General features: G+C 67.6%; 17 protein-coding genes and 1 tRNA gene. 11 read left to right on the top strand and 7 right to left on the bottom strand.

Annotated elements, in window-relative coordinates; genetic code table 11:
• Together M9980_RS00975 and M9980_RS00970 are read left to right on the top strand one after the other, a co-directional pair.
• Nucleotides 1–711, top strand: a complete 711-nt coding sequence (locus tag M9980_RS00975) for a hypothetical protein (protein ID WP_250752427.1) — start codon at nt 1–3, stop codon at nt 709–711.
• Nucleotides 708–1,451 (top strand): PepSY domain-containing protein, encoded by a 744-nt coding sequence (locus M9980_RS00970; protein WP_250752425.1) that lies wholly within the window; start codon nt 708–710, stop codon nt 1,449–1,451. Before M9980_RS00975 ends, M9980_RS00970 begins: the two co-directional genes overlap by 4 nt.
• Here M9980_RS00970 and hutC read toward each other — a convergent pair.
• Nucleotides 1,448–2,386, bottom strand: a complete 939-nt coding sequence (gene hutC / locus M9980_RS00965; protein ID WP_250752423.1) for a histidine utilization repressor — start codon at nt 2,384–2,386, stop codon at nt 1,448–1,450. The genes M9980_RS00970 and hutC overlap by 4 nt on opposite strands.
• Before the next feature lie 17 nt (nt 2,387–2,403).
• Between hutC and M9980_RS00960 the strand changes: the two genes are divergently transcribed.
• The 3 genes from M9980_RS00960 to M9980_RS00950 all read left to right on the top strand — a co-directional run bounded on the left by M9980_RS00960 (nt 2,404) and on the right by M9980_RS00950 (nt 7,054).
• On the top strand, nt 2,404–4,161 hold the full coding sequence (locus tag M9980_RS00960) for an SIR2 family protein (RefSeq protein WP_250752422.1): 1,758 nt from the start codon (nt 2,404–2,406) through the stop codon (nt 4,159–4,161).
• Between the two features lie 119 nt (nt 4,162–4,280).
• On the top strand, nt 4,281–6,656 hold the full coding sequence (locus M9980_RS00955) for a heavy metal translocating P-type ATPase (RefSeq protein WP_422921374.1): 2,376 nt from the start codon (nt 4,281–4,283) through the stop codon (nt 6,654–6,656).
• On the top strand, nt 6,653–7,054 hold the full coding sequence (locus M9980_RS00950; RefSeq protein WP_250752421.1) for a MerR family DNA-binding protein: 402 nt from the start codon (nt 6,653–6,655) through the stop codon (nt 7,052–7,054). Before M9980_RS00955 ends, M9980_RS00950 begins: the two co-directional genes overlap by 4 nt.
• A 309-nt stretch (nt 7,055–7,363) precedes the next feature.
• On the opposite strand, the gene M9980_RS00945 is transcribed toward M9980_RS00950, so the two are convergent.
• Nucleotides 7,364–7,438 (bottom strand) — tRNA-Thr (locus tag M9980_RS00945).
• 82 nt (nt 7,439–7,520) lie between these two features.
• On the opposite strand from M9980_RS00945, the gene M9980_RS00940 reads away from it, so the two are divergent.
• Nucleotides 7,521–7,658 carry a hypothetical protein gene (locus M9980_RS00940; RefSeq protein ID WP_250752420.1) on the top strand — a complete coding sequence of 46 codons (138 nt, stop codon included), beginning with the start codon at nt 7,521–7,523 and terminating at the stop codon, nt 7,656–7,658.
• On the opposite strand, the gene M9980_RS00935 is transcribed toward M9980_RS00940, so the two are convergent.
• The 3 genes from M9980_RS00935 to M9980_RS00925 all read right to left on the bottom strand — a co-directional run bounded on the left by M9980_RS00935 (nt 7,643) and on the right by M9980_RS00925 (nt 9,979).
• Nucleotides 7,643–7,789 (bottom strand): hypothetical protein, encoded by a 147-nt coding sequence (locus tag M9980_RS00935; RefSeq protein ID WP_250752419.1) that lies wholly within the window; start codon nt 7,787–7,789, stop codon nt 7,643–7,645. The two genes, M9980_RS00940 and M9980_RS00935, sit on opposite strands and share 16 nt — an antisense overlap.
• Entirely contained in the window at nt 7,756–9,549 is a 1,794-nt protein-coding gene (locus M9980_RS00930; RefSeq protein WP_250752417.1) for an aminopeptidase P family protein, read from the bottom strand. Before M9980_RS00930 ends, M9980_RS00935 begins: the two co-directional genes overlap by 34 nt.
• A gap of 175 nt (nt 9,550–9,724) precedes the next feature.
• Nucleotides 9,725–9,979, bottom strand: coding sequence for a hypothetical protein (locus M9980_RS00925; RefSeq protein ID WP_250752416.1), 255 nt, complete (start codon nt 9,977–9,979; stop codon nt 9,725–9,727).
• A gap of 136 nt (nt 9,980–10,115) precedes the next feature.
• Here M9980_RS00925 and M9980_RS00920 point away from each other — a divergent pair, with 136 nt between their 5' ends.
• Both M9980_RS00920 and M9980_RS00915 read left to right on the top strand, forming a co-directional pair.
• Nucleotides 10,116–12,170: a S9 family peptidase gene (locus tag M9980_RS00920; protein WP_250752414.1), complete on the top strand. Its 2,055-nt coding sequence runs from the start codon at nt 10,116–10,118 to the stop codon at nt 12,168–12,170.
• Nucleotides 12,167–12,643: a DUF2059 domain-containing protein gene (locus M9980_RS00915; RefSeq protein WP_250752413.1), complete on the top strand. Its 477-nt coding sequence runs from the start codon at nt 12,167–12,169 to the stop codon at nt 12,641–12,643. Before M9980_RS00920 ends, M9980_RS00915 begins: the two co-directional genes overlap by 4 nt.
• Nucleotides 12,644–12,763: 120 nt before the next feature.
• On the opposite strand, the gene M9980_RS00910 is transcribed toward M9980_RS00915, so the two are convergent.
• The gene (locus tag M9980_RS00910) at nt 12,764–13,120 is read right to left on the bottom strand and encodes a GntR family transcriptional regulator (protein ID WP_250752410.1); all 357 of its coding nucleotides are present in this window, start codon (nt 13,118–13,120) and stop codon (nt 12,764–12,766) included.
• A gap of 30 nt (nt 13,121–13,150) precedes the next feature.
• A complete protein-coding gene (locus tag M9980_RS00905; RefSeq protein ID WP_250752407.1) occupies nt 13,151–13,729 on the bottom strand; it encodes a nitroreductase family protein in 579 nt (192 codons plus the stop codon).
• Nucleotides 13,730–13,854: 125 nt separating this feature from the next.
• Between M9980_RS00905 and M9980_RS00900 the strand changes: the two genes are divergently transcribed.
• Genes M9980_RS00900 through M9980_RS00890 form a run of 3 tightly spaced genes read left to right on the top strand, consistent with a single transcriptional unit; the run spans nt 13,855 to nt 17,375 of the window.
• Nucleotides 13,855–15,654 (top strand): peptide MFS transporter, encoded by a 1,800-nt coding sequence (locus tag M9980_RS00900; RefSeq protein ID WP_250752404.1) that lies wholly within the window; start codon nt 13,855–13,857, stop codon nt 15,652–15,654.
• 38 nt (nt 15,655–15,692) lie between these two features.
• Nucleotides 15,693–16,376 (top strand): NnrU family protein, encoded by a 684-nt coding sequence (locus tag M9980_RS00895; protein WP_250752402.1) that lies wholly within the window; start codon nt 15,693–15,695, stop codon nt 16,374–16,376.
• 60 nt (nt 16,377–16,436) lie between these two features.
• A complete protein-coding gene (locus M9980_RS00890; protein WP_250752400.1) occupies nt 16,437–17,375 on the top strand; it encodes a DnaJ C-terminal domain-containing protein in 939 nt (312 codons plus the stop codon).
• Nucleotides 17,376–17,378 lie beyond the last annotated feature (3 nt).

The following is a 17,378-nucleotide window of genomic DNA, read 5'->3' as shown; positions in this document are numbered from 1 at the left end:
ATGGGCGCGGTAAGATGGCCGCTGGTCGTCCGCCGGACGCACAAGTGGATCGCGTTGTTCGTCGGCATCCAGGTCGTGCTGTGGACGGCGACCGGCTTCTACATGGTGGTCGTCCACATCGACACGATCCACGGCGATCACCTAGTCAAGTCGGCGCCGGCGTCACGGTTCGCGACTGTCGGCGTCGTCCCGCCGGCAAGCGTGGCCGCAGCATTGCCCGGTGCGACCGAGGTGCGGCTGCAGCAGCGGCTCGGCCGTCCGATCTGGCGCGTCCAGTCGCCGGAAGGGGCCGTCTCGTTCGACGCCGCGTCCGGCGCGCGCCTCGGTGAACTGACTGAGGCGGACGTCCGACAGGCTGCGCGGTCTTTCTACGCGGGCGACGGCGCCATCGTTCGAGCCACGCGGCTCACTGCGGCGCAGCAGGAGATGGGCAATCGCAAGCCGCCCTACTGGCAGGTCGAGTTCGCTGGCTGGAACCGCCCCACGCTCTATATCGCGCCAGTGACCGGCGAATTGCTGGCCAAGCGGCACCTGCTGTGGCGGGTGTTCGACTTCGCCTGGATGCTCCACATCATGGATTACCAGGCGCGCACCGACGTCAACAATCCGCTGCTCCGCGTGGCGACCTGGAGCGCCTTCGCCATGGCGTTGAGCGGCGCATGGCTGCTGGTCTGGTCGTTCCCGCGTCGCAGGAAGAAGGCCAAGCGATGAAACGCCTGCGACTATCCCCGCTGCTGTTCCGACGCATCCACAAATGGGTCGGGCTGATCATCGGCCTGCAGTTCGTGCTGTGGTCGCTCAGCGGCTCGATGATGGCGCTGCTGGACGCCGACGCCGTGGGCGGGCACGACGGACCGGCCGTCCACGCGATGCCGGTCGCGACCGGCGGCTTGCGCGATCCGGCGCTGGTCACCGGCGGCCGACCCGTGTCGGCGTTCGTCCTGCGCGCGGTCGCCGGGCGGCCGGTGTACGAGATCACCGACGCGGCCGGCACACGCCTTGTCGATGCCGTCGCCGGAACGCCGGTCAGCGTCGATCGGCTGCTGGCCCGCAAAATCGCGGCCGCCGGCATGTCCACCCCTGTCACGCGCGTCTCGCTTCTCGCCAAGGCGAACCTGGAGGCGCGTGAGCACGCCGGGCCGATGTGGCGTGTCGATTTCGCCGACCCGGAGAATTCCAGCGCCTACGTCTCCGCCACCGACGGGCGCCATCTGGTGACCCGGGGCGACACATGGCGGACGTGGGACTTCTTCTGGATGCTCCACAACATGGACTATGCGAACCGCACCAGCTTCAACCATCCGCTGATCATCGTCGTCGCGTTCTGCGTGCTGTGGCTGTCGGGCACCGGCTTCTACCTATTGTTCAAGAGCTTCCGGAAATCCGACTTCCGGTGGCTCAGGCGGCAGAGGCCCGTCCAGACGCCGGTACGCGCGACCGACTGGGTCTAGCCGGCGCCGACCTCGAATGCGGCGGTCAGTTCGTAGCGGTCCGCCGGGTGCGTCAGGATCGCGTGCGACACGAGCTTCGACCGGCTCCAGGTGCGTCGCGTCATGACCAGCACCGGCTCGTCGTCCTCCATGCCCAGCAGCGTCCGCGTCGCCTCGTCGGGCATGCGCGCGGTGACCCGGTGCTCGACCCGTTCGAGCGGCGCGACGCGCGTGAGATATTCGTTCGGCGTGATCGCATGGAAGTCCATCTGGCCGTAGAGCGGCGCGGCAGATGCGAGGACGAAGCGCTCCTCGAGCTGGATCGGGAACTCTGCTTCGTGATGCACGATGAGGCTGTGGAACACCGCCGTGCCCGGCCGCACGCCCAGCAGCGCGGCGATCTTGGCTTCGGCGCCTAGCGCGTCGTTGCCGAGGACGCGGGAGCGGTATGCGTGACCTCGCGACCTGACCTCGTCCGCGATGTTGCGAATCTCGATCATGTGCCCGATCGGCTTCGGGTCGGCGATGTAGGTCCCTGCACCGGCCCGACGAACGAGTAGGCCGGCGGCGGTCAGTTCGCGCAGCGCGCGATTGGCGGTCATGCGCGACACGCCGAACTGCGCGACGATCTCGGCTTCGGACAACACTCTGTCGCCTGGCTGAAGATTGCCCGCCTTCAGTCCGTCGACGATGAAGCGCTTGATCTGCTGGTACCGCGGCGATGCCTTCTCTCCGGCGGCTGCCAGGACCATCGATTCGTCGTCGATCACACCCGCAACCTCATGATTCCCGCCCGCAACCTGTGTGTACAGCTTGTGCTCGGGCCCGCCATCTTCAAATCGCACGCGATTGAGGCGCTTGAGAGCGGCGCCAACGCAAGGGGGGCGCGGGCATCCTAGAAGACGTGTCGCGCGATCGTCGTCACCTGCGCTACCAACGGCACTGCGCTTGACCACAACGAGGACGCTCCACCTTGCCCATCCACGTCGAACCGAACACGCGGCTCGCCTTCTCCATCGCCGAGAATCCGGGGGTTTACGCCCTGCTGCTCGGCTCCGGCGTGTCTCGATCGGCCGAGATACCGACCGGCTGGGACGTCGTCGTCGACCTGATCCGGCGCATCGCCGCCGCAGAGGGCGTGACCGAGGTCGCCGATTGGGGTCAGTGGCACCGCGACCGGTTCGGGACGGAGCCGAGCTATTCGGACCTGCTCGACGCGCTCTCGCTCACGCCGGCCGAGCGCCGCTCCGTGTTGCATCGCTACATCGAGCCATCGGCGGAGGACCTCGAGGCAGGACGTCGCGTGCCGACGCCCGCGCACCACGCGGTCGCGAGGCTGGTGCGCGACGGATTCGTTCGTGTCATCGTTACGACGAACTTCGATCGGCTGCTCGAGACCGCCCTGTCCGCAGTCGGTGTCGAGGCGGCGGTGATCAAGTCCGTCGACGACCTCGCGGGGGCGAGTCCGCTCGTGCATGGCAGATGCACAATCGTGAAGATCCACGGCGACTATCTCGACAACCGTATCCTCAATACCGATGGCGAGCTCGCTGCCTATCCGGGTGAATACGATCGGCTTTTGGATCGCATCCTCGACGACTATGGTCTCGTCGTGGCGGGCTGGTCAGGTGACTGGGATCCCGGCCTGCGCGCCGCGATCGCGCGGGCGCCGAACCGGCGGTATCCGACCTACTGGGCGTCGCGCGGCGGGCTCGGCGGGCCGGCAGCAGAACTGCTCGCTGCTCGCGCCGGCGTCGCAATCACCGTGACCGATGCCGACACGTTCTTCGTCCGGCTCGCGGACGACGTCGAGACGCTCGACAAGGCGCGCCGGCCGGCGCCCGAGACGATCGAACTCCTCCTCGCCTCGACGAAGCGCGCGCTGAGCCGGCCCGACATGCGCATCGAACTGGGCGACCTCGTCGCGGGCCAGGCGGAGAAGCTGGCGGCCAGGCTCGTCGGCGACGAGTTTCCAGTCGTCATTCCGCCGGTCGACAACGCGGGCCTCATCGAACGATGGGAGGGGCTGGAGCGCGCGGCCGAACCGCTCGCGCGGATGTTCGGCCTCATGGGACGTTGGGGCGACGGCACCGAATTCGGCCACGCCGTGGACGCGCTGCGCGCGTTGACGCGGGCGCGGCCCGTGCAGGGCAACGGCGTGCTGATCGCGCTGACCGGCTACCCGGCCTATGTCGCGTTCCTTACCTACGCTCTGGGACTCGCCAAGGCCGAGCGATGGCGCGACCTGTTGCGTTGGATGTCGACCGAGATCCCGCGCCCACATCGCCAGCTCGGCCGTGCCGTCGACACCCTGTTCATGAGCTTCTGGTCTGATGGCGAGACCGATTGGTGGAAGCGCTGGCCGGGTCTCGAGAACCGCAAGTCGCCCTGGGCGGATCACATGGTCGACCATGTAGTCCCATGGTCCCGAGACTACGGCCTGACCGGTGACGCGCAGCTCGAGAACTACGATCTCGTCGAGCTGCTCGGCGGGTTCGCCGGGCTCGCCACCACGCGCGAGGAGACGCTGGAGCAGGCGCAGGAATGGACGTGGATGCCCTGGGGTCAGCTGATGTGGTCGTCGGATCGCCGGGAGCGGGCGGTGGCGCGGATCAACGAGCCCGCGCTGAAGGCCGAGTTGCTCGCAGCAGGCTTCAGCGGCGGGTCGAACGGTCACTGGGACGGCGTGCTGAAGAACGTCGAACTCCTCGCCCGCAAGGTCGGCTGGTAGCGCCAGCGATCAGCGTGGACCGGGATGATGGTCCACCGCTCGGTTCCCCGTCGCCGACCGGCGAAAGCCCTTGACCCTGACATCGTGTCAAGCCCCACATGTGCTGTCGGAGAACCGAAATGAACGATGCACATGGCGACGAAAACCACGCGACCCGCAGCTGCTGCGGCGATCGCGGGGGTGGCGAGCAAGACGGTATGCCGCCGGTCGAGACCGTCAGGGATCCGGTCTGCGGCATGACCGTCGATCCTGCCGCAACGTCGCATCATGCCACGCACGAGGGGCGTGAGTATCATTTCTGCTCGGCAGCCTGCCGGACGAAGTTCGTCGCCGACCCCGACGCCTATGTCGGCGACGCGCCCCGCCCGGCCTCCGAGCCGGTTCCGGGAGCGATGTGGACCTGCCCGATGCACCCGCAGATCCGTCAGGAGGGACCCGGAACGTGTCCGATCTGCGGCATGGCGCTCGAACCCGAGGATCCGACGCTTGACGACGGGCCGAACCCGGAGCTGGTCGACTTCACTCGCAGGACCTGGGTCGCCGGTGCGCTGACCGTGCCGCTGCTCGCAGTCTCGATGGTGGCGGAGATGCTCGGTGTGCACTTCGTGCCGCCCGCGTGGAATCCCTGGGTGCAGCTGGCTCTGGCAGCGCCGATCGTCCTGTGGGCGGGACTGCCGTTCTTCCAGCGGGGCTGGACGTCGCTGGTCACCCGTCACCTGAATATGTTCACGCTCGTCTCAATCGGCGTCGGCGCGGCCTTCGCCTACAGCGTCGTCGCGACCGTCGCGCCGGGCCTATTCCCGCAGTCGTTCCGGATGCACGGAATGGTGCCCGTCTACTACGAGGCCGCAGGCGTGGTCGTCACCCTCGTCCTGCTCGGCCAGGTGCTGGAGCTCCGCGCCCGTGCCGCGACCGGCAAGGCGATCCGCGCGCTGATGGACCTCGCCCCCAAGACGGCGCGACGGATCGGTTCAGATGGCGGCGAGGAGGAGATCGACCTCTCGGCGGTGGTCGCGGGCGATCGGCTCAGGGTCCGTCCTGGCGAAGCGGTTCCGGTCGATGGTGCCGTGGTCGAGGGCCGATCGTCGGTGGACGAGTCGATGCTCACCGGCGAGCCCGCCCCTGTCTTGAAGGACGAGGGCGCCACCGTGATCGGCGGCACCGTGAACGGCACCGGCTCGCTCGTGATCGAAGCGAAGGCGGTCGGGTCAGACACCGTGCTGGCGCGCATCGTGAAGATGGTCGCCGAGGCGCAGCGCAGCCGCGCGCCGATCCAGGGGGTCGCCGATCGGGTGTCGGGCTGGTTCGTGCCGCTCGTGGTCGCCGTGGCCGTGGTGACCTTCGTGGTCTGGAACGTCGTCGGACCCGAACCGCGGTTCGGCCACGCATTGCTCAACGCGATCGCGGTGCTGATCATCGCCTGCCCATGCGCATTGGGCCTCGCGACGCCGATGTCGATCATGGTCGGCACGGGGCGCGGCGCCCATGCCGGCGTGTTGATCAAGGATGCAGAGGCGCTGCAACTGATGGAGAAGGTCGATACGCTCGTGATCGACAAGACGGGCACGCTGACCGAGGGACGACCGGCGCTGATCGCTGTCGAGACCGCCGACGGGTTCGATCGCGACGATGTGCTGGGCGCCGCCGCTTCAGTGGAGGCGCGTTCCGAACATCCGCTCGCTCACGCGATCGTCACCGCCGCCCGCGACGCCGCGCTGGACGTGGGTGCGGTCGACGACTTTGACTCGCAGACCGGTCTGGGGGTCAGCGGCCGCGTCGGTGGCAGGGAGATCGTCGTCGGCAACGCCGCCCAGATCGAGCGGATCGGCGGGGACGTCGCGCCACTGCAACAGGTCGCCAACCGTCACCTGGGCGATGGCGCCGGCGTGATGTTCGTCGCGATCGATGGGCGTCTCGCCGGATTGCTGGCGGTCGCCGATCCGATCAAGGCCTCGGCACGCGACGCGATTGCGGCTTTGCGCTCGGAAGGGCTGCGGATCGTGATGCTGACCGGGGATGCACAAGGGACGGCGGACGCTGTCGCCAAGGCGATTGGCGGCATCGACGAGGTCCACGCCGGTCTGAAGCCCGAGGATAAGGCGCGCATCGTCGGCGAACTGAAGGCAAAGGGCGCGAAGGTGGCAATGGCCGGTGACGGCATAAACGACGCACCGGCCCTCGCTGCTGCCGACGTCGGCGTCGCCATGGGCACCGGAACCGACGTGGCCATCGAAAGCGCCGGGATGACGCTCACGAAGGGCGACCTCGCGGCGATGGTCCGCGCGCGCCGCCTGGCGAAGGCGACGATGCGCAACATCCGCCAGAACCTGTTCTTCTCGTTCCTGTTCAACGGCATCGGCGTGCCGGTCGCGGCGGGTATCCTCTATCCCGTCGCCGGCATCCTGATGTCGCCGATGATCGCCGGTGCCGCGATGGCGCTGTCGAGCTTTACGGTCGTGACGAACGCGCTTCGGCTCAATACGGTGAAGCTGTGAAGATCGGACCCACCTCGGCCGCCAGCGGCGTCTCGCAGCGAATGATCCGTCATTATGAGAAGATCGGCCTAATTCCGTCGGCGCCGCGGCGCGACAGCGGCTACCGGGATTATTCCGGCGCCGACGTTCAGCGTTTGCGGTTTATCGCCAACGCGCGCGACCTCGGTTTTCCAATCGAGGAGATTAGGACGCTGCTTGGACTGTGGAGCAACGCCGAGCGATCGAGCGCCGACGTGAAGTTGCTAGCGACCGCGCGTGCCGACGAACTCGGCCGCAAGGCCGCGGCGCTCGAAGAGATGCGCCATGCGTTGCTCGACCTCGCAGCGCGCTGCCAGGGCAACGATCGCCCAGACTGTCCAATCATCGACGACCTAGTGGGAGAGGTCTCGACCGCATAGGCGGAGCGCAATTGCCCCGGCGACCAGGGAAAGCAGGAAGTTTGCAGTCTTTGCTTTTAACGCAATCTTCCATCGGCGCTGTCGAGTGTCTGTTGATCGCCCCGCGATCCAAGCTCCGCATTATCCGTGTCGGCTCAGGAGCGCCCATGGTCGGGCAAGGTCGCGCCCGCACCCGTTCGACGAAGAAATCACTCAGCTTGCCGCAAACTTTTCGGCTTCAAGTGCTTCCTATGTGCTTCCAACGCGACAGCGCCATACCCAACTAGCACACTAGAACACCAGTTTTCTGCAATTAGTGCAGACAGTTAATGGTGCTGCCGGTGAGGATTGAACTCACGACCTCAGCCTTACCAAGGATGCGCTCTACCACTGAGCTACGGCAGCACTCGCCCCGAACGGGGAGGCGGCTCAAGAGCGGATCGGGTGGCGGTTGTCAAGGCAAGCAGTGACAGTTTATTGCGCGGGCATGATCCCGACCGACGACAGGAAGGCCCGGCTGGCCGAGGCGCTGCGCGAGAACCTGCGCCGCCGCAAGGGGCGCGCGCGGGCAGAGGCGGATGCCGCCCGTCCCGCGAATGATGCCGCCGATCAGCCGGTGAAGTAGCGCGCGGCGGCGACCGCGCCGTCGCCGACCACGCCGCCAAGCAGATAGACGATCACGACCGCCGCCATCGCCACCCCGCAGTGGAGCAGCGATTCGGTCAGCCGATGGGTGCGCACTTTCGTGTCAGCCATGCCCGGTCCTCTCCGTCGCACGCCGGGCCGATCTTTGCGACGACCTCGGCGTGGTACGCATTGAGCCACTCAAGTTCGTGCGGCGTCAAGAGCGACGGTTCGATCAGGTCGCGCTCTATCGGTGCGAAGGTCAGCGTCTCGAACCCCAGCATCGCCTCCGTCCCGCCGGGAATCGTGCGCTCGACGACCAAGATCAAATTCTCGATGCGGATGCCGTATTCGCCCGCCTTGTAATAGCCGGGCTCGTTCGACAGCAGCATGCCCGCGCGCAAGGGCTCGGACGGGCCGCCGCCGGGATAGTTGGGCTTGGCGATGCGTTGCGGCCCCTCATGCACCGAGAGATACGCGCCGACGCCGTGGCCGGTGCCGTGCGCGAAATCGAGCCCCGCCTCCCACAGTGGCCGCCGCGCGAAGCTGTCGAGCTGGCCGCCGACGGTGCCTTCGGGAAAGACCGCGGTGGCGATGGCGATATGGCCCTTCAGCACGCGGGTGAAGCGGTCGCGCATCTCCGCGGTTGGCGCGCCGACGGGCACGACGCGGGTGATGTCGGTGGTGCCGTCCTGCCACTGGCCGCCCGAATCGATCAGGTAGAGCTGGCCGGGCTCGATGCGCGCATTCGATTCGGCGTGGGCCTTGTAATGCGGGCTCGCGCCGTGGGCGCCGGTGGCGGAGATGGTGTCGAACGACAGGTCGACCGCGCCCGCCGCCGCGCGCAGGTGCTGGAGGTGGTCGGACGCGGCGATTTCGGTCAGTTCGCCCTTGGGTGCCTCCGCCTCGATCCAGCGCAGGAATTTGGTCATCACCACGCCGTCGCGGGCCTGGGCGGCGCTGTGACCGGCGATTTCGGCGAGGTTCTTCTGCGCGCGCGGCAGCACGGTCGGGTCGCGCAGCGCGAGCACCGTCGCCCCGCCGCCGTCGAGCGCGTCGAACACCGCCGCGACCGAGCGTTCGGGATCGACCGCGACGCGCTTGCCGTCGAAGCGCCCGAGTGCCGGCGCGAAGTCGCGGCGGTCGTGGACGCGCACCGCGTTGCCGAGGTGCTGGGCGACTGCGTCGGTCATCTTTTCAGGCGCCACGAACAGGTCGGCGGTGCCGTCGGCGTTGACGATGACGTAGCTGAGCGCGACCGGCGTGTGCGCGACGTCGCCGCCGCGAATGTTGAGAGTCCACGCGATCGAATCGAGCGCCGACAGGACGGCGGCGTCGGCGTTCTGTTCGCCGAGCCAGTCGGCGACGTCGGCGCGCTTCGCGGCGGAGGACTTGCCCGCGACGGCATCGGGCTGGACGACCAGCTTCGCGGGCGAGGGCGCGGGCCGGTCGGGCCAGACCGCATCGACCGGGTTGGTGTCGACCGCGACGAGTTCCGCCCCCTGCCCGGCCAGCGCCTTCCGTGCTTCATCCACCCAGGCGCGGGTGTGGAGCCACGGGTCGTAGCCGATCCGCGCCCGCTGCGGTGCGTTGGCGCGCAGCCACTCGGCGACCGACGTGCCGGGGACATCGACATAGGACCAGTCGTCGCCTGATACCTGCTGACGCACCTGAAGCGTGTAGCGCCCGTCGGTGAAGATCGCCGCGGCCTCCGGCAGCACGGCGGCGGTGCCGGCCGACCCCTGGAAGCCCGTCAGCCATTCGAGCCGCCGCGCGTAGCTGCCGACATATTCGCTCATGTGCTCGTCGGTCAGCGGCACGACGAAACCATCGAGCGAGGTGCGCTTCAGCTGCTCACGCAGGGCGGCAAGGCGATCGGCATGGGAGGACATGGGCTTACCCCGGACTGAAGGTTTCAAAAGTTCCGCGGAACGGCCCCGTTTCGGAACTTTCACCCCCTGCGCGCACGGGCGAGGCGGAAAGCGACCGGGGGCCGCACCGGTTCGTGGACGCGGGTTGTGGCAGATCGGGGGCGTGTAGGAAAGCGGGCCACGGGCGGAGCCCCGCTTAGCGAGGCTTCCTCCGCGTGCGCCGCCGGACGCGCTTTTCGATCTTCATGCCATAGAACAGGGCCGCGGCGAAAAGGGTCATCGGGACGCCGATCACGACAGGTGTCGGCAATTCCGCGCCCCAGACCTTCGGCAGGAAGAGCAGGATCATCGTCAGGGCGATCGCCGGTAGCGTGATACCGGCGGCGCGGTAGGTGCCGATCGACCACACCACGTAGCGATCGAATGTACCGCGCAAACCCGACATGTTCACGGGGCCGCTCCCTCATTCCCTGAGCCGTTGATACAGCAGCCGGCGCGGCCCGCAACGCCGTCATGCGCCGCGCGGTCGCGTGCGCGTGGCGCCACTCCCTCGACGGATCGCCCGCGCTGCGGCTAGAGCGGGCAGCATGACCCAAACGCCCCCCGTCGCCGCCCGCCGCCCCTCCATCACCACGCATCACGGGATCGAGATATCGGACGACTGGGCGTGGCTGCGCGATCAGGGCTATCCCAAGGTCACCGATACCGAGGTGCTCGATTACCTGAAGGCCGAGAACGCCTATTTCGAGAGCGTGATGGCGCCGCACCAGCCGCTGATCGACACGCTGTTCACCGAGATGCGCGGGCGGATCAAGGAAGACGAGGCATCGGTGCCGCAGAAGGACGGCGACTGGCTGTACTGGACCGATTTCGAGACCGGCGGCGAGTATCGGCGGTGGTGGCGGAGGCCCGTCGCGGGGGGTGACGACCAGCTGATCCTCGACGAGCCGACACTCGCCAAGGGCAAGGAATATTTCCGGCTGGGCGGCCTGTCGGTCAGCAACGACGGACGGCTGATGGCCTATGCCATCGACGACAACGGCTCCGAACGCTTCGAGCTGCGGGTGAAGAACCTGGAGACGGGCGAGATGCTGCCCGACGTCATCCCCGGCATCCTTTCCGACATCGTGTGGACCGCGGACGACGCGGGGTTCCTCTACGGCCTCGCCAACGACCAGTGGCGCACCGACAATGCGCGCTATCACAAGCTCGGCACCGACCCCGCCGACGACGTCGAACTCTACCACGAGGATGACGAGGGCTACCGCGTCGGCGTGGGCGAGACGCAGTCGCGCAAGTGGATCATCATCTCCACCGGCGACCATGTGACGAGCGAGGTACGGCTGCTGCCCGCTAGCGCTCCCTTTGCCGAGCCGATCCTGGTCGCGCCGCGCTTGTCCGGCCGTGAATACGACGTCGACGAGCATGACGGCACGCTGTTCATCCACACCAACGACACCGACCCGATGTGGCGGCTGGTGACCGCGCCGATCACCGACCCGTCGACCTGGACCGAGCTTATCGCGCCCTCGAAGCATTTCTACATGACCGGCGTCGTCACCTTCGCCGAATTCTTCGTGGTGGAGGGGCGCGAGGACGGGCTCGATCAGATCGAGGTGCATTATTACGACGGGCGCTCGCCCCGGCGGATCGCGTTTACGGAGGCGAGCTATGTCGCCGACGTCGGCGATAATCCCGAATATGCGATCGACACGCTGCGGCTGAGCTATCAGTCGATGGTCACGCCGGGAACAGTGTACGATTACGACCTGGCCAGCGGCGGGCTGACCTTGCGCAAGGTGCAGACGATCCCGAGCGGCTACGACGCCGCCAAATACGCGACCGAGCGGGTGAAGATCACCGCCCGCGACGGGACGGAAGTGCCGTGTTCGGTGGTGTTCCCGAAGGATTTCCCGCGCGACGGGTCGGGCAAGCTGTATCTCTACGCCTATGGCGCCTATGGCCATGCGATCCCGCCGGGCTTCTCGACCACGCGGATGTCGTACCTTGACCGCGGCATGGCCTTTGCCATCGCGCATGTCCGTGGCGGCGACGACCTGGGCCAGCAATGGTATCACGACGGCAAGCTCGAGAAGCGCACGAACACCTTCAACGACTTCGTCGACGTGGCGAAGGGGCTGATCGAACGCGGCTTTACGCACAACGGCGGCATCGCGATCTCGGGCGGGTCGGCAGGCGGCGAGCTGATGGGGGCGGTCGTCAATTCGGACCCCGAGCTGTGGGGCGCGGTGGTTGCCGACGTGCCGTTCGTCGACGTGCTCAACACGATGCTCGACGCCACGCTGCCGCTGACGCCGGGGGAATGGCCCGAATGGGGCAACCCGATCGAGGACAAGGCCGCGTTCGAGCTGATCCGCAGCTATTCGCCCTACGACAATGTCCGCGCGCAGGCCTATCCGCCGATGTTCATCTCGGGCGGCTTGAACGACCCGCGGGTGACCTATTGGGAGCCGGCCAAATGGGCGGCGAAGTTGCGCGCGACCAAGACCGACGACAATATCCTGCTGCTGAAGACCAACATGGGCGCCGGGCACGGCGGCAAGTCCGGGCGGTGGGAAAGCCTGAAGGAAGCCGCCGAGGACATGGCATTCGTGCTGTGGCAATTGGGAGTGGCCGAATGATCGTACTGGCGATGCTGTTGCAGGCGGCGGCGCCTGCCCCCGCCCCGGCACAGAGGCCCGCGCCGACCGCGGAGATGGCACGGCTGGGGACCGAGGTCGCGCGCAGCGGCACCTTCGCCAAGCTCGCGCCGCTGATGGTCGAGCAGCAGACCGGCGAGTTGCTGCGCGACACCCCCGGCCTGACGCCCGCCGACCAGGCCGAACTGCGCGCCATCGCCAAGACGACCGGCGCCGCGGGGATCGAGCGGATCACCGGGATGATGGGGGTCAGCTACGCAGGCGCGCTGTCGGCGGACGACATGCGCGCGATCATCGCCTTCAACGCCACCGACGCCGCCCGCCGCTACCGCGCGGCGGAGCCCAATGCGATGGCGATCGCGGTGCAGAGCATGGGCAAGCTGGACTTCAAGGGCGACGTGCGACGCGCGCTGTGCACGAAGACCGGCAAGGGATGTGCGGCGGGCGGGAAGTAGGCGAGACTGCTACCCACCCCGTTCGTGCTGAGCGAAGTCGAAGCACATGCCACGAGCGACGCGCTTTGGGCATGTGCTTCGACTTCGCTTAGCACGAACGCAATAGCTGACGCGGGTAGTTTAGGCCCGCTCGCGATCCAGCAAATCCGCGGTGTCTAGGCCCAGCAGCGCGATGTGGTCCTTCACCCGCGGCCACATGCCCGTCAGGAAGCGTTCGCGCTCAGCGACGCGCAGCGCCTCGACCGCACCCGGCAGCACGAACATGCCGACACCGCGGCGAACCTCGACATAGCCGTCGTCCTGGAAGCTCTGATACGCCTTGGCGACGGTCAGCGGGTTCGCGCCCTGCTCGGCGGCATAGGCGCGCACCGATGGCAGCTGGTCGCCCGCGCCATATTCGCCGCGCAGGATCGCCGCGGCGATGCCGGCGCGCAGCTTCAGATAGACCGGGCTGTCGTCATGCTCCAAGGCTGTCATGGTGCCGTAATACACCGTTTCGCCGAGTCGTCAAACCTGCCAGCGGGTGACGGTACGCTGCAGGTCCGGACGCGGGCGTTCCTCGAGCGGACGCGCCGGCGTGCCCAGGAAGATGAAGCCGGCGATCCGCTCGGGCGCGGCGCCGAACGCGTCGCGGACGCGCGGGCTGTAGGCGGCCCAGCCGGTCAGCCACCCGCCGGCATAGCCGTGCGCGGTGGCGGCGTTCAGCAATTGCATGCAGGCCGCACCCGCCGACAATTCCTGCTCCCACTGCGGTATCTTGTGACCCGGAATCGGCGCCGACAGCACGACGACGAGCGCCGGCGCCTGGTTCGCGAACTGCTCCGCCGCCTCGATATCGCGCGGGCCGGCGTCGGGCTTCTCGGCCAGCAGCGCATCGGTCAGCACGCGGGCAAAGGCTTCGCGCTGGTCGGCGCCGACGACCACGAAGCGCCACGGCCCGAGCTTGCCGTGGTCGGGCACGCGCGCGGCGATCGCCAGGATCGCGTCGAGCTCGGCGTCGTTCGGCCCCGGCGCGATCATGTCGCGCGGCTTGCCCGAACGGCGGGTGGCGAGGAGGGTGAGCGGGGTAGCGAGATCGTTGAACATCGCCGCGGTGTAGCCCCGCGCCCCCGCCGATCAACCCGCCCGGCTTTACACCGCGACTTTTGCCCCTAGTCTCCGCGCGCATCACAGGGGCTGCATCCGACGGCCCCGAGTTTCAGGGAGTTATCATGGTCGACAGCCCGACGGCAGACAGCCGCCAAGAGCCCGACATCACCCACGTCAACCCGGCCGATCAGAAGACGTGGTTCGGCCACCCGCACCAGCTGGCGCGGCTGTTCACCACCGAGATGTGGGAACGCTTCGGCTATTACGGCATGCGCGCGCTGCTGACGCTGTATCTGACGCAGCATTTCCTGTTCGGCGATCGGTCGGCGACCGGCCTGTACGGCGGCTACACCGCGCTGGTGTATCTGACCCCGCTGATCGGCGGCTATCTGGCCGACCAGTATCTGGGATCGAAGCGCGCGGTGAAGTTCGGCGCGATCCTGATGGCGCTGGGATATTTCACCCTCTGCTTCGGCGGGCAGACGGCGACGCCCTATGCGACGATCGACGGCCAGCGATACGAAGTCACGGTCGAAAAGGCCGCCGACGGGGTCGAGACGCGCTACGTCAACGACGGTGCGGCGAAGCTGGCGATCAAGGGCAACGACGACGGGTCGGTGTCGCTGCTGGCGCCCGACGGCACCGCGACGCGCACCATCGCCAAGGGCGGTTTCGCCTCGGACGGCGAGCGCAGCCCGTTCTTCGTGACGGTCATGCTGATCGCGCTCTGCATGGTCAGCGTCGGCAACGGCTTCTTCAAGCCCAATATCTCGACGATGGTCGGCGAGCTCTATGCGCCGGGTGACCGACGCCGCGATACCGGCTTCACGATCTTCTACATGGGCATCAACCTGGGCTCGCTGGCGTCGCAGATCCTTTGCCCGTTCCTGGCGGTGGCGTTCGGTTGGTGGGCGGGCTTCGGCCTGGCCGCGGCGGGCATGCTGCTCAGCTTCTTCCTCATCACCTTCGATGGCGGCAAGCTGAAAGGATATGGCGAGCCGCCGATCCGTGCGGGCCAGAAGGATCCGGCGCTCGGCATCTTCGCGCTCGCGCTGCTCGGTATTCCGGCGTTCTACCTGCTGTTCGTCAACCTGATGAACATGGCCCCGCCGGAGCCGGGTTCGGGCCTGATCGGCTATGTCGCGTCGCTGTCGCTGATGGGCAAGCTGCTGTTCGGCACCTTCATCATCGCGGTGCCGGGCATCCTGATCTGGTCGTTCCTGAAAGGCAGCCGCACCGAATTCCAGATGATGCTGGCGGCGATGGTTCTGATCGTGTTCAACGTCGTGTTCTGGACGCTGTTCGAACAGGCCGGATCGTCGCTGACGCTGTTCGCGGACCGCAATACCGACCTGTCGGTATTCGGGCTGTTCAGCATCTCGGCGGGACAGACGCAATTCTTCAACGCGTTCTTCATCGTGGTGTTCGCGCCGATCCTGGCGATCATGTGGACCAAGCTGGCCGAGGCGGGGCGTGAGCCGTCGATCCCGGTCAAGTTCGGCATCGCGCTGATCGGCGTCGGCCTGGGCTTCCTGTTCCTCGTCTGGGGGTCGCAGTTCGTCGGGCCGGATTACAAGGTCGGCATCTGGTGGCTGGCGGGGCTGTACCTGATCCATTCGCTGGCCGAGCTGTGCATCTCGCCGGTCGGCCTCAGCATGATTACTAAGCTGTCGATCGCGCGCATCGTCGGGCTGATGATGGGCGTGTGGTTCCTGTCGATCTCCGTCGCGCAGTATTTCGCCGGCATGATCGCGCAGATCGCCAGCGTCGAGACGGTCGGCGGACAGGTCACCAACCTGAAGGTCAGCCTGGATACGTACAACGGCGTGTTCACGCTGATCTCCGAATGGGCGATCGGGCTCGGCCTGCTGCTGCTGCTGCTCGCCTGGCCGCTCAAGAAGTGGATGCACGGCGTCAAGTGATCGGTTAGCCTCCCCGGCACACGTCGGGGAGGCTGCCAATGTCGCCGTTCGCCTGGGAAATCATCGCCGCGACCGCCTTCGTCGGCAGCCATTTCATCCTCTCGCATCCGCTACGCGCGCCGATCGTCGCGCGGGTCGGAGAGCGGGGGTTCCTGGGCCTCTACAGCCTCGTCGCCGCGGTCACGCTCGTCTGGCTGGTGCTCGCCTATCGTGCGACGGCGGCGGATGCGCCGCTGTGGGCGGTTGGCGACGGGCTGTGGGCGATCGGCACGGTGCTGATGCTGGTCGGCAGCATCCTGTTCGTCGGCTCGTTGATCGGCAATCCCGCCCTGCCCGACCCGAGTGGACGACCGAAGCCCGCCCCCGTCCCGCGCGGTGTCTTCACCATCACGCGCCACCCGATGATGTGGGGGTTCGCGATCTGGGGGATCGTCCATATCCTGATCTTCCCGACGCCTGCCAACATCGTGCTGTGCAAGGCCATCATCATCCTCGCGCTGGTCGGCGCGTGGCTGCAGGACCGCAAGAAGGCGCGGCTCCAGCCCGATACATGGCCGCAGTGGCAGGCGCAGACGAGCTACTGGCCCTTCGCCGGGCGGGCGCGCATCGGCGGTTTCCGCGGGCACGACATCGCCGGCGGGGTCGTGGTGTGGCTGGCCGCGACCTGGGCGCACATTCCGCTCGCCGCCTGGGCGGCGGGCATCTGGCGGTGGATCGTCTGATTGCGCTTGGCGCGCGGCTGGCCCACATAGGCGGCTAACACACCGACAAACGGGGAAGACGTGGCCGATCCTTACAAGACGCTTGGCGTCGCGCGCGGCGCGAGCGAGGACGAGATCAAGAAGGCGTACCGCAAGCTCGCAAAGGAGCTGCATCCCGACCGCAACAAGGACAATCCGAAAGCGTCCGAACGCTTCAGCCAGGTGACGCAGGCGTACGACCTGCTGACCGACAAGGACAAGCGCGCGCGCTTCGACCGCGGCGAGATCGACGGCGAGGGGAACCCGACCGCGCCGTTCGGATACGGCCAGCGCCCCGGCGGCGGCGCGCGGCCCGGCGGCGGCGGATTTTCCGCCGATTTCGGCAGCGGCGACGCGGGCGACTTCGGCGACATCTTCGAAAGCATCTTCGGCGGTGCCGGGCAGCAGCGCGGCGGCGGCGGATTTTCGGGGGGCTTCGGCCGGCGTCCCGCGCCCAAGGGAGCGAACGTCCCCTACCGGCTGGTCGTCGGCTTCGAGGATGCGGCCAGCCTAGCGACGCAACGCGTGACGCTGCGCGACGGCAAGACCATCGATTTGAAACTGCCCGCCGGGGTCGAGAGCGGCACCCAGATGCGCCTGTCGGGCAAGGGCGAGGAAGGCCCGGGCGGCTTCGGCGACGCGATCGTGTCGATCGAAGTGGGCGGCCACCGGTTCTTCACGCGCGAGGGCGACAATGTGCGCGTCGACGTGCCGATCACGCTCGCCGAAGCCGTGCAGGGCGCGAGCATCCGCGTGCCGACAGTCGAGGGGCCGGTGAACGTGAAGGTGCCGGCGGGGTCGTCGTCGGGCAAGACGCTGCGCCTGAAGGGTCGCGGTTTCCATGCCAAGGGCGGCACGCGCGGCGACCAGCTGGTGACGCTGATGATCGAGATTCCCGCGCAAGATCCGGAGCTTGCCACGTTCGTCGAGGGCTGGGCGGGCAAGGCGGAGGGGAACCCGCGGGCGCGGCTGGGCGTCTAGCCG

The organism is Sphingomonas donggukensis (assembly GCF_023674425.1).
In the GTDB taxonomy this organism is placed as follows: Bacteria; Pseudomonadota; Alphaproteobacteria; order Sphingomonadales; family Sphingomonadaceae; genus Sphingomonas; species Sphingomonas donggukensis.
Note: the sequence above shows the minus strand (reverse complement) of the source record. Positions and strands in the feature narration are given on the sequence as shown.

Coding starts and splice junctions, on each gene's coding strand:
- M9980_RS00975 (WP_250752427.1), top strand. CDS start 1: ATGGGCGCGGTAAGATGGCCGCTGGTCGTCCGCCGGACGCACAAGTGG.
- M9980_RS00970 (WP_250752425.1), top strand. CDS start 708: ATGAAACGCCTGCGACTATCCCCGCTGCTGTTCCGACGCATCCACAAA.
- M9980_RS00955 (WP_422921374.1), top strand. CDS start 4,281: ATGAACGATGCACATGGCGACGAAAACCACGCGACCCGCAGCTGCTGC.
- M9980_RS00940 (WP_250752420.1), top strand. CDS start 7,521: ATGATCCCGACCGACGACAGGAAGGCCCGGCTGGCCGAGGCGCTGCGC.
- M9980_RS00935 (WP_250752419.1), bottom strand. CDS start 7,789: ATGGCTGACACGAAAGTGCGCACCCATCGGCTGACCGAATCGCTGCTC.
- M9980_RS00930 (WP_250752417.1), bottom strand. CDS start 9,549: ATGTCCTCCCATGCCGATCGCCTTGCCGCCCTGCGTGAGCAGCTGAAG.
- M9980_RS00920 (WP_250752414.1), top strand. CDS start 10,116: ATGACCCAAACGCCCCCCGTCGCCGCCCGCCGCCCCTCCATCACCACG.
- M9980_RS00915 (WP_250752413.1), top strand. CDS start 12,167: ATGATCGTACTGGCGATGCTGTTGCAGGCGGCGGCGCCTGCCCCCGCC.
- M9980_RS00910 (WP_250752410.1), bottom strand. CDS start 13,120: ATGACAGCCTTGGAGCATGACGACAGCCCGGTCTATCTGAAGCTGCGC.
- M9980_RS00905 (WP_250752407.1), bottom strand. CDS start 13,729: ATGTTCAACGATCTCGCTACCCCGCTCACCCTCCTCGCCACCCGCCGT.
- M9980_RS00900 (WP_250752404.1), top strand. CDS start 13,855: ATGGTCGACAGCCCGACGGCAGACAGCCGCCAAGAGCCCGACATCACC.
- M9980_RS00895 (WP_250752402.1), top strand. CDS start 15,693: ATGTCGCCGTTCGCCTGGGAAATCATCGCCGCGACCGCCTTCGTCGGC.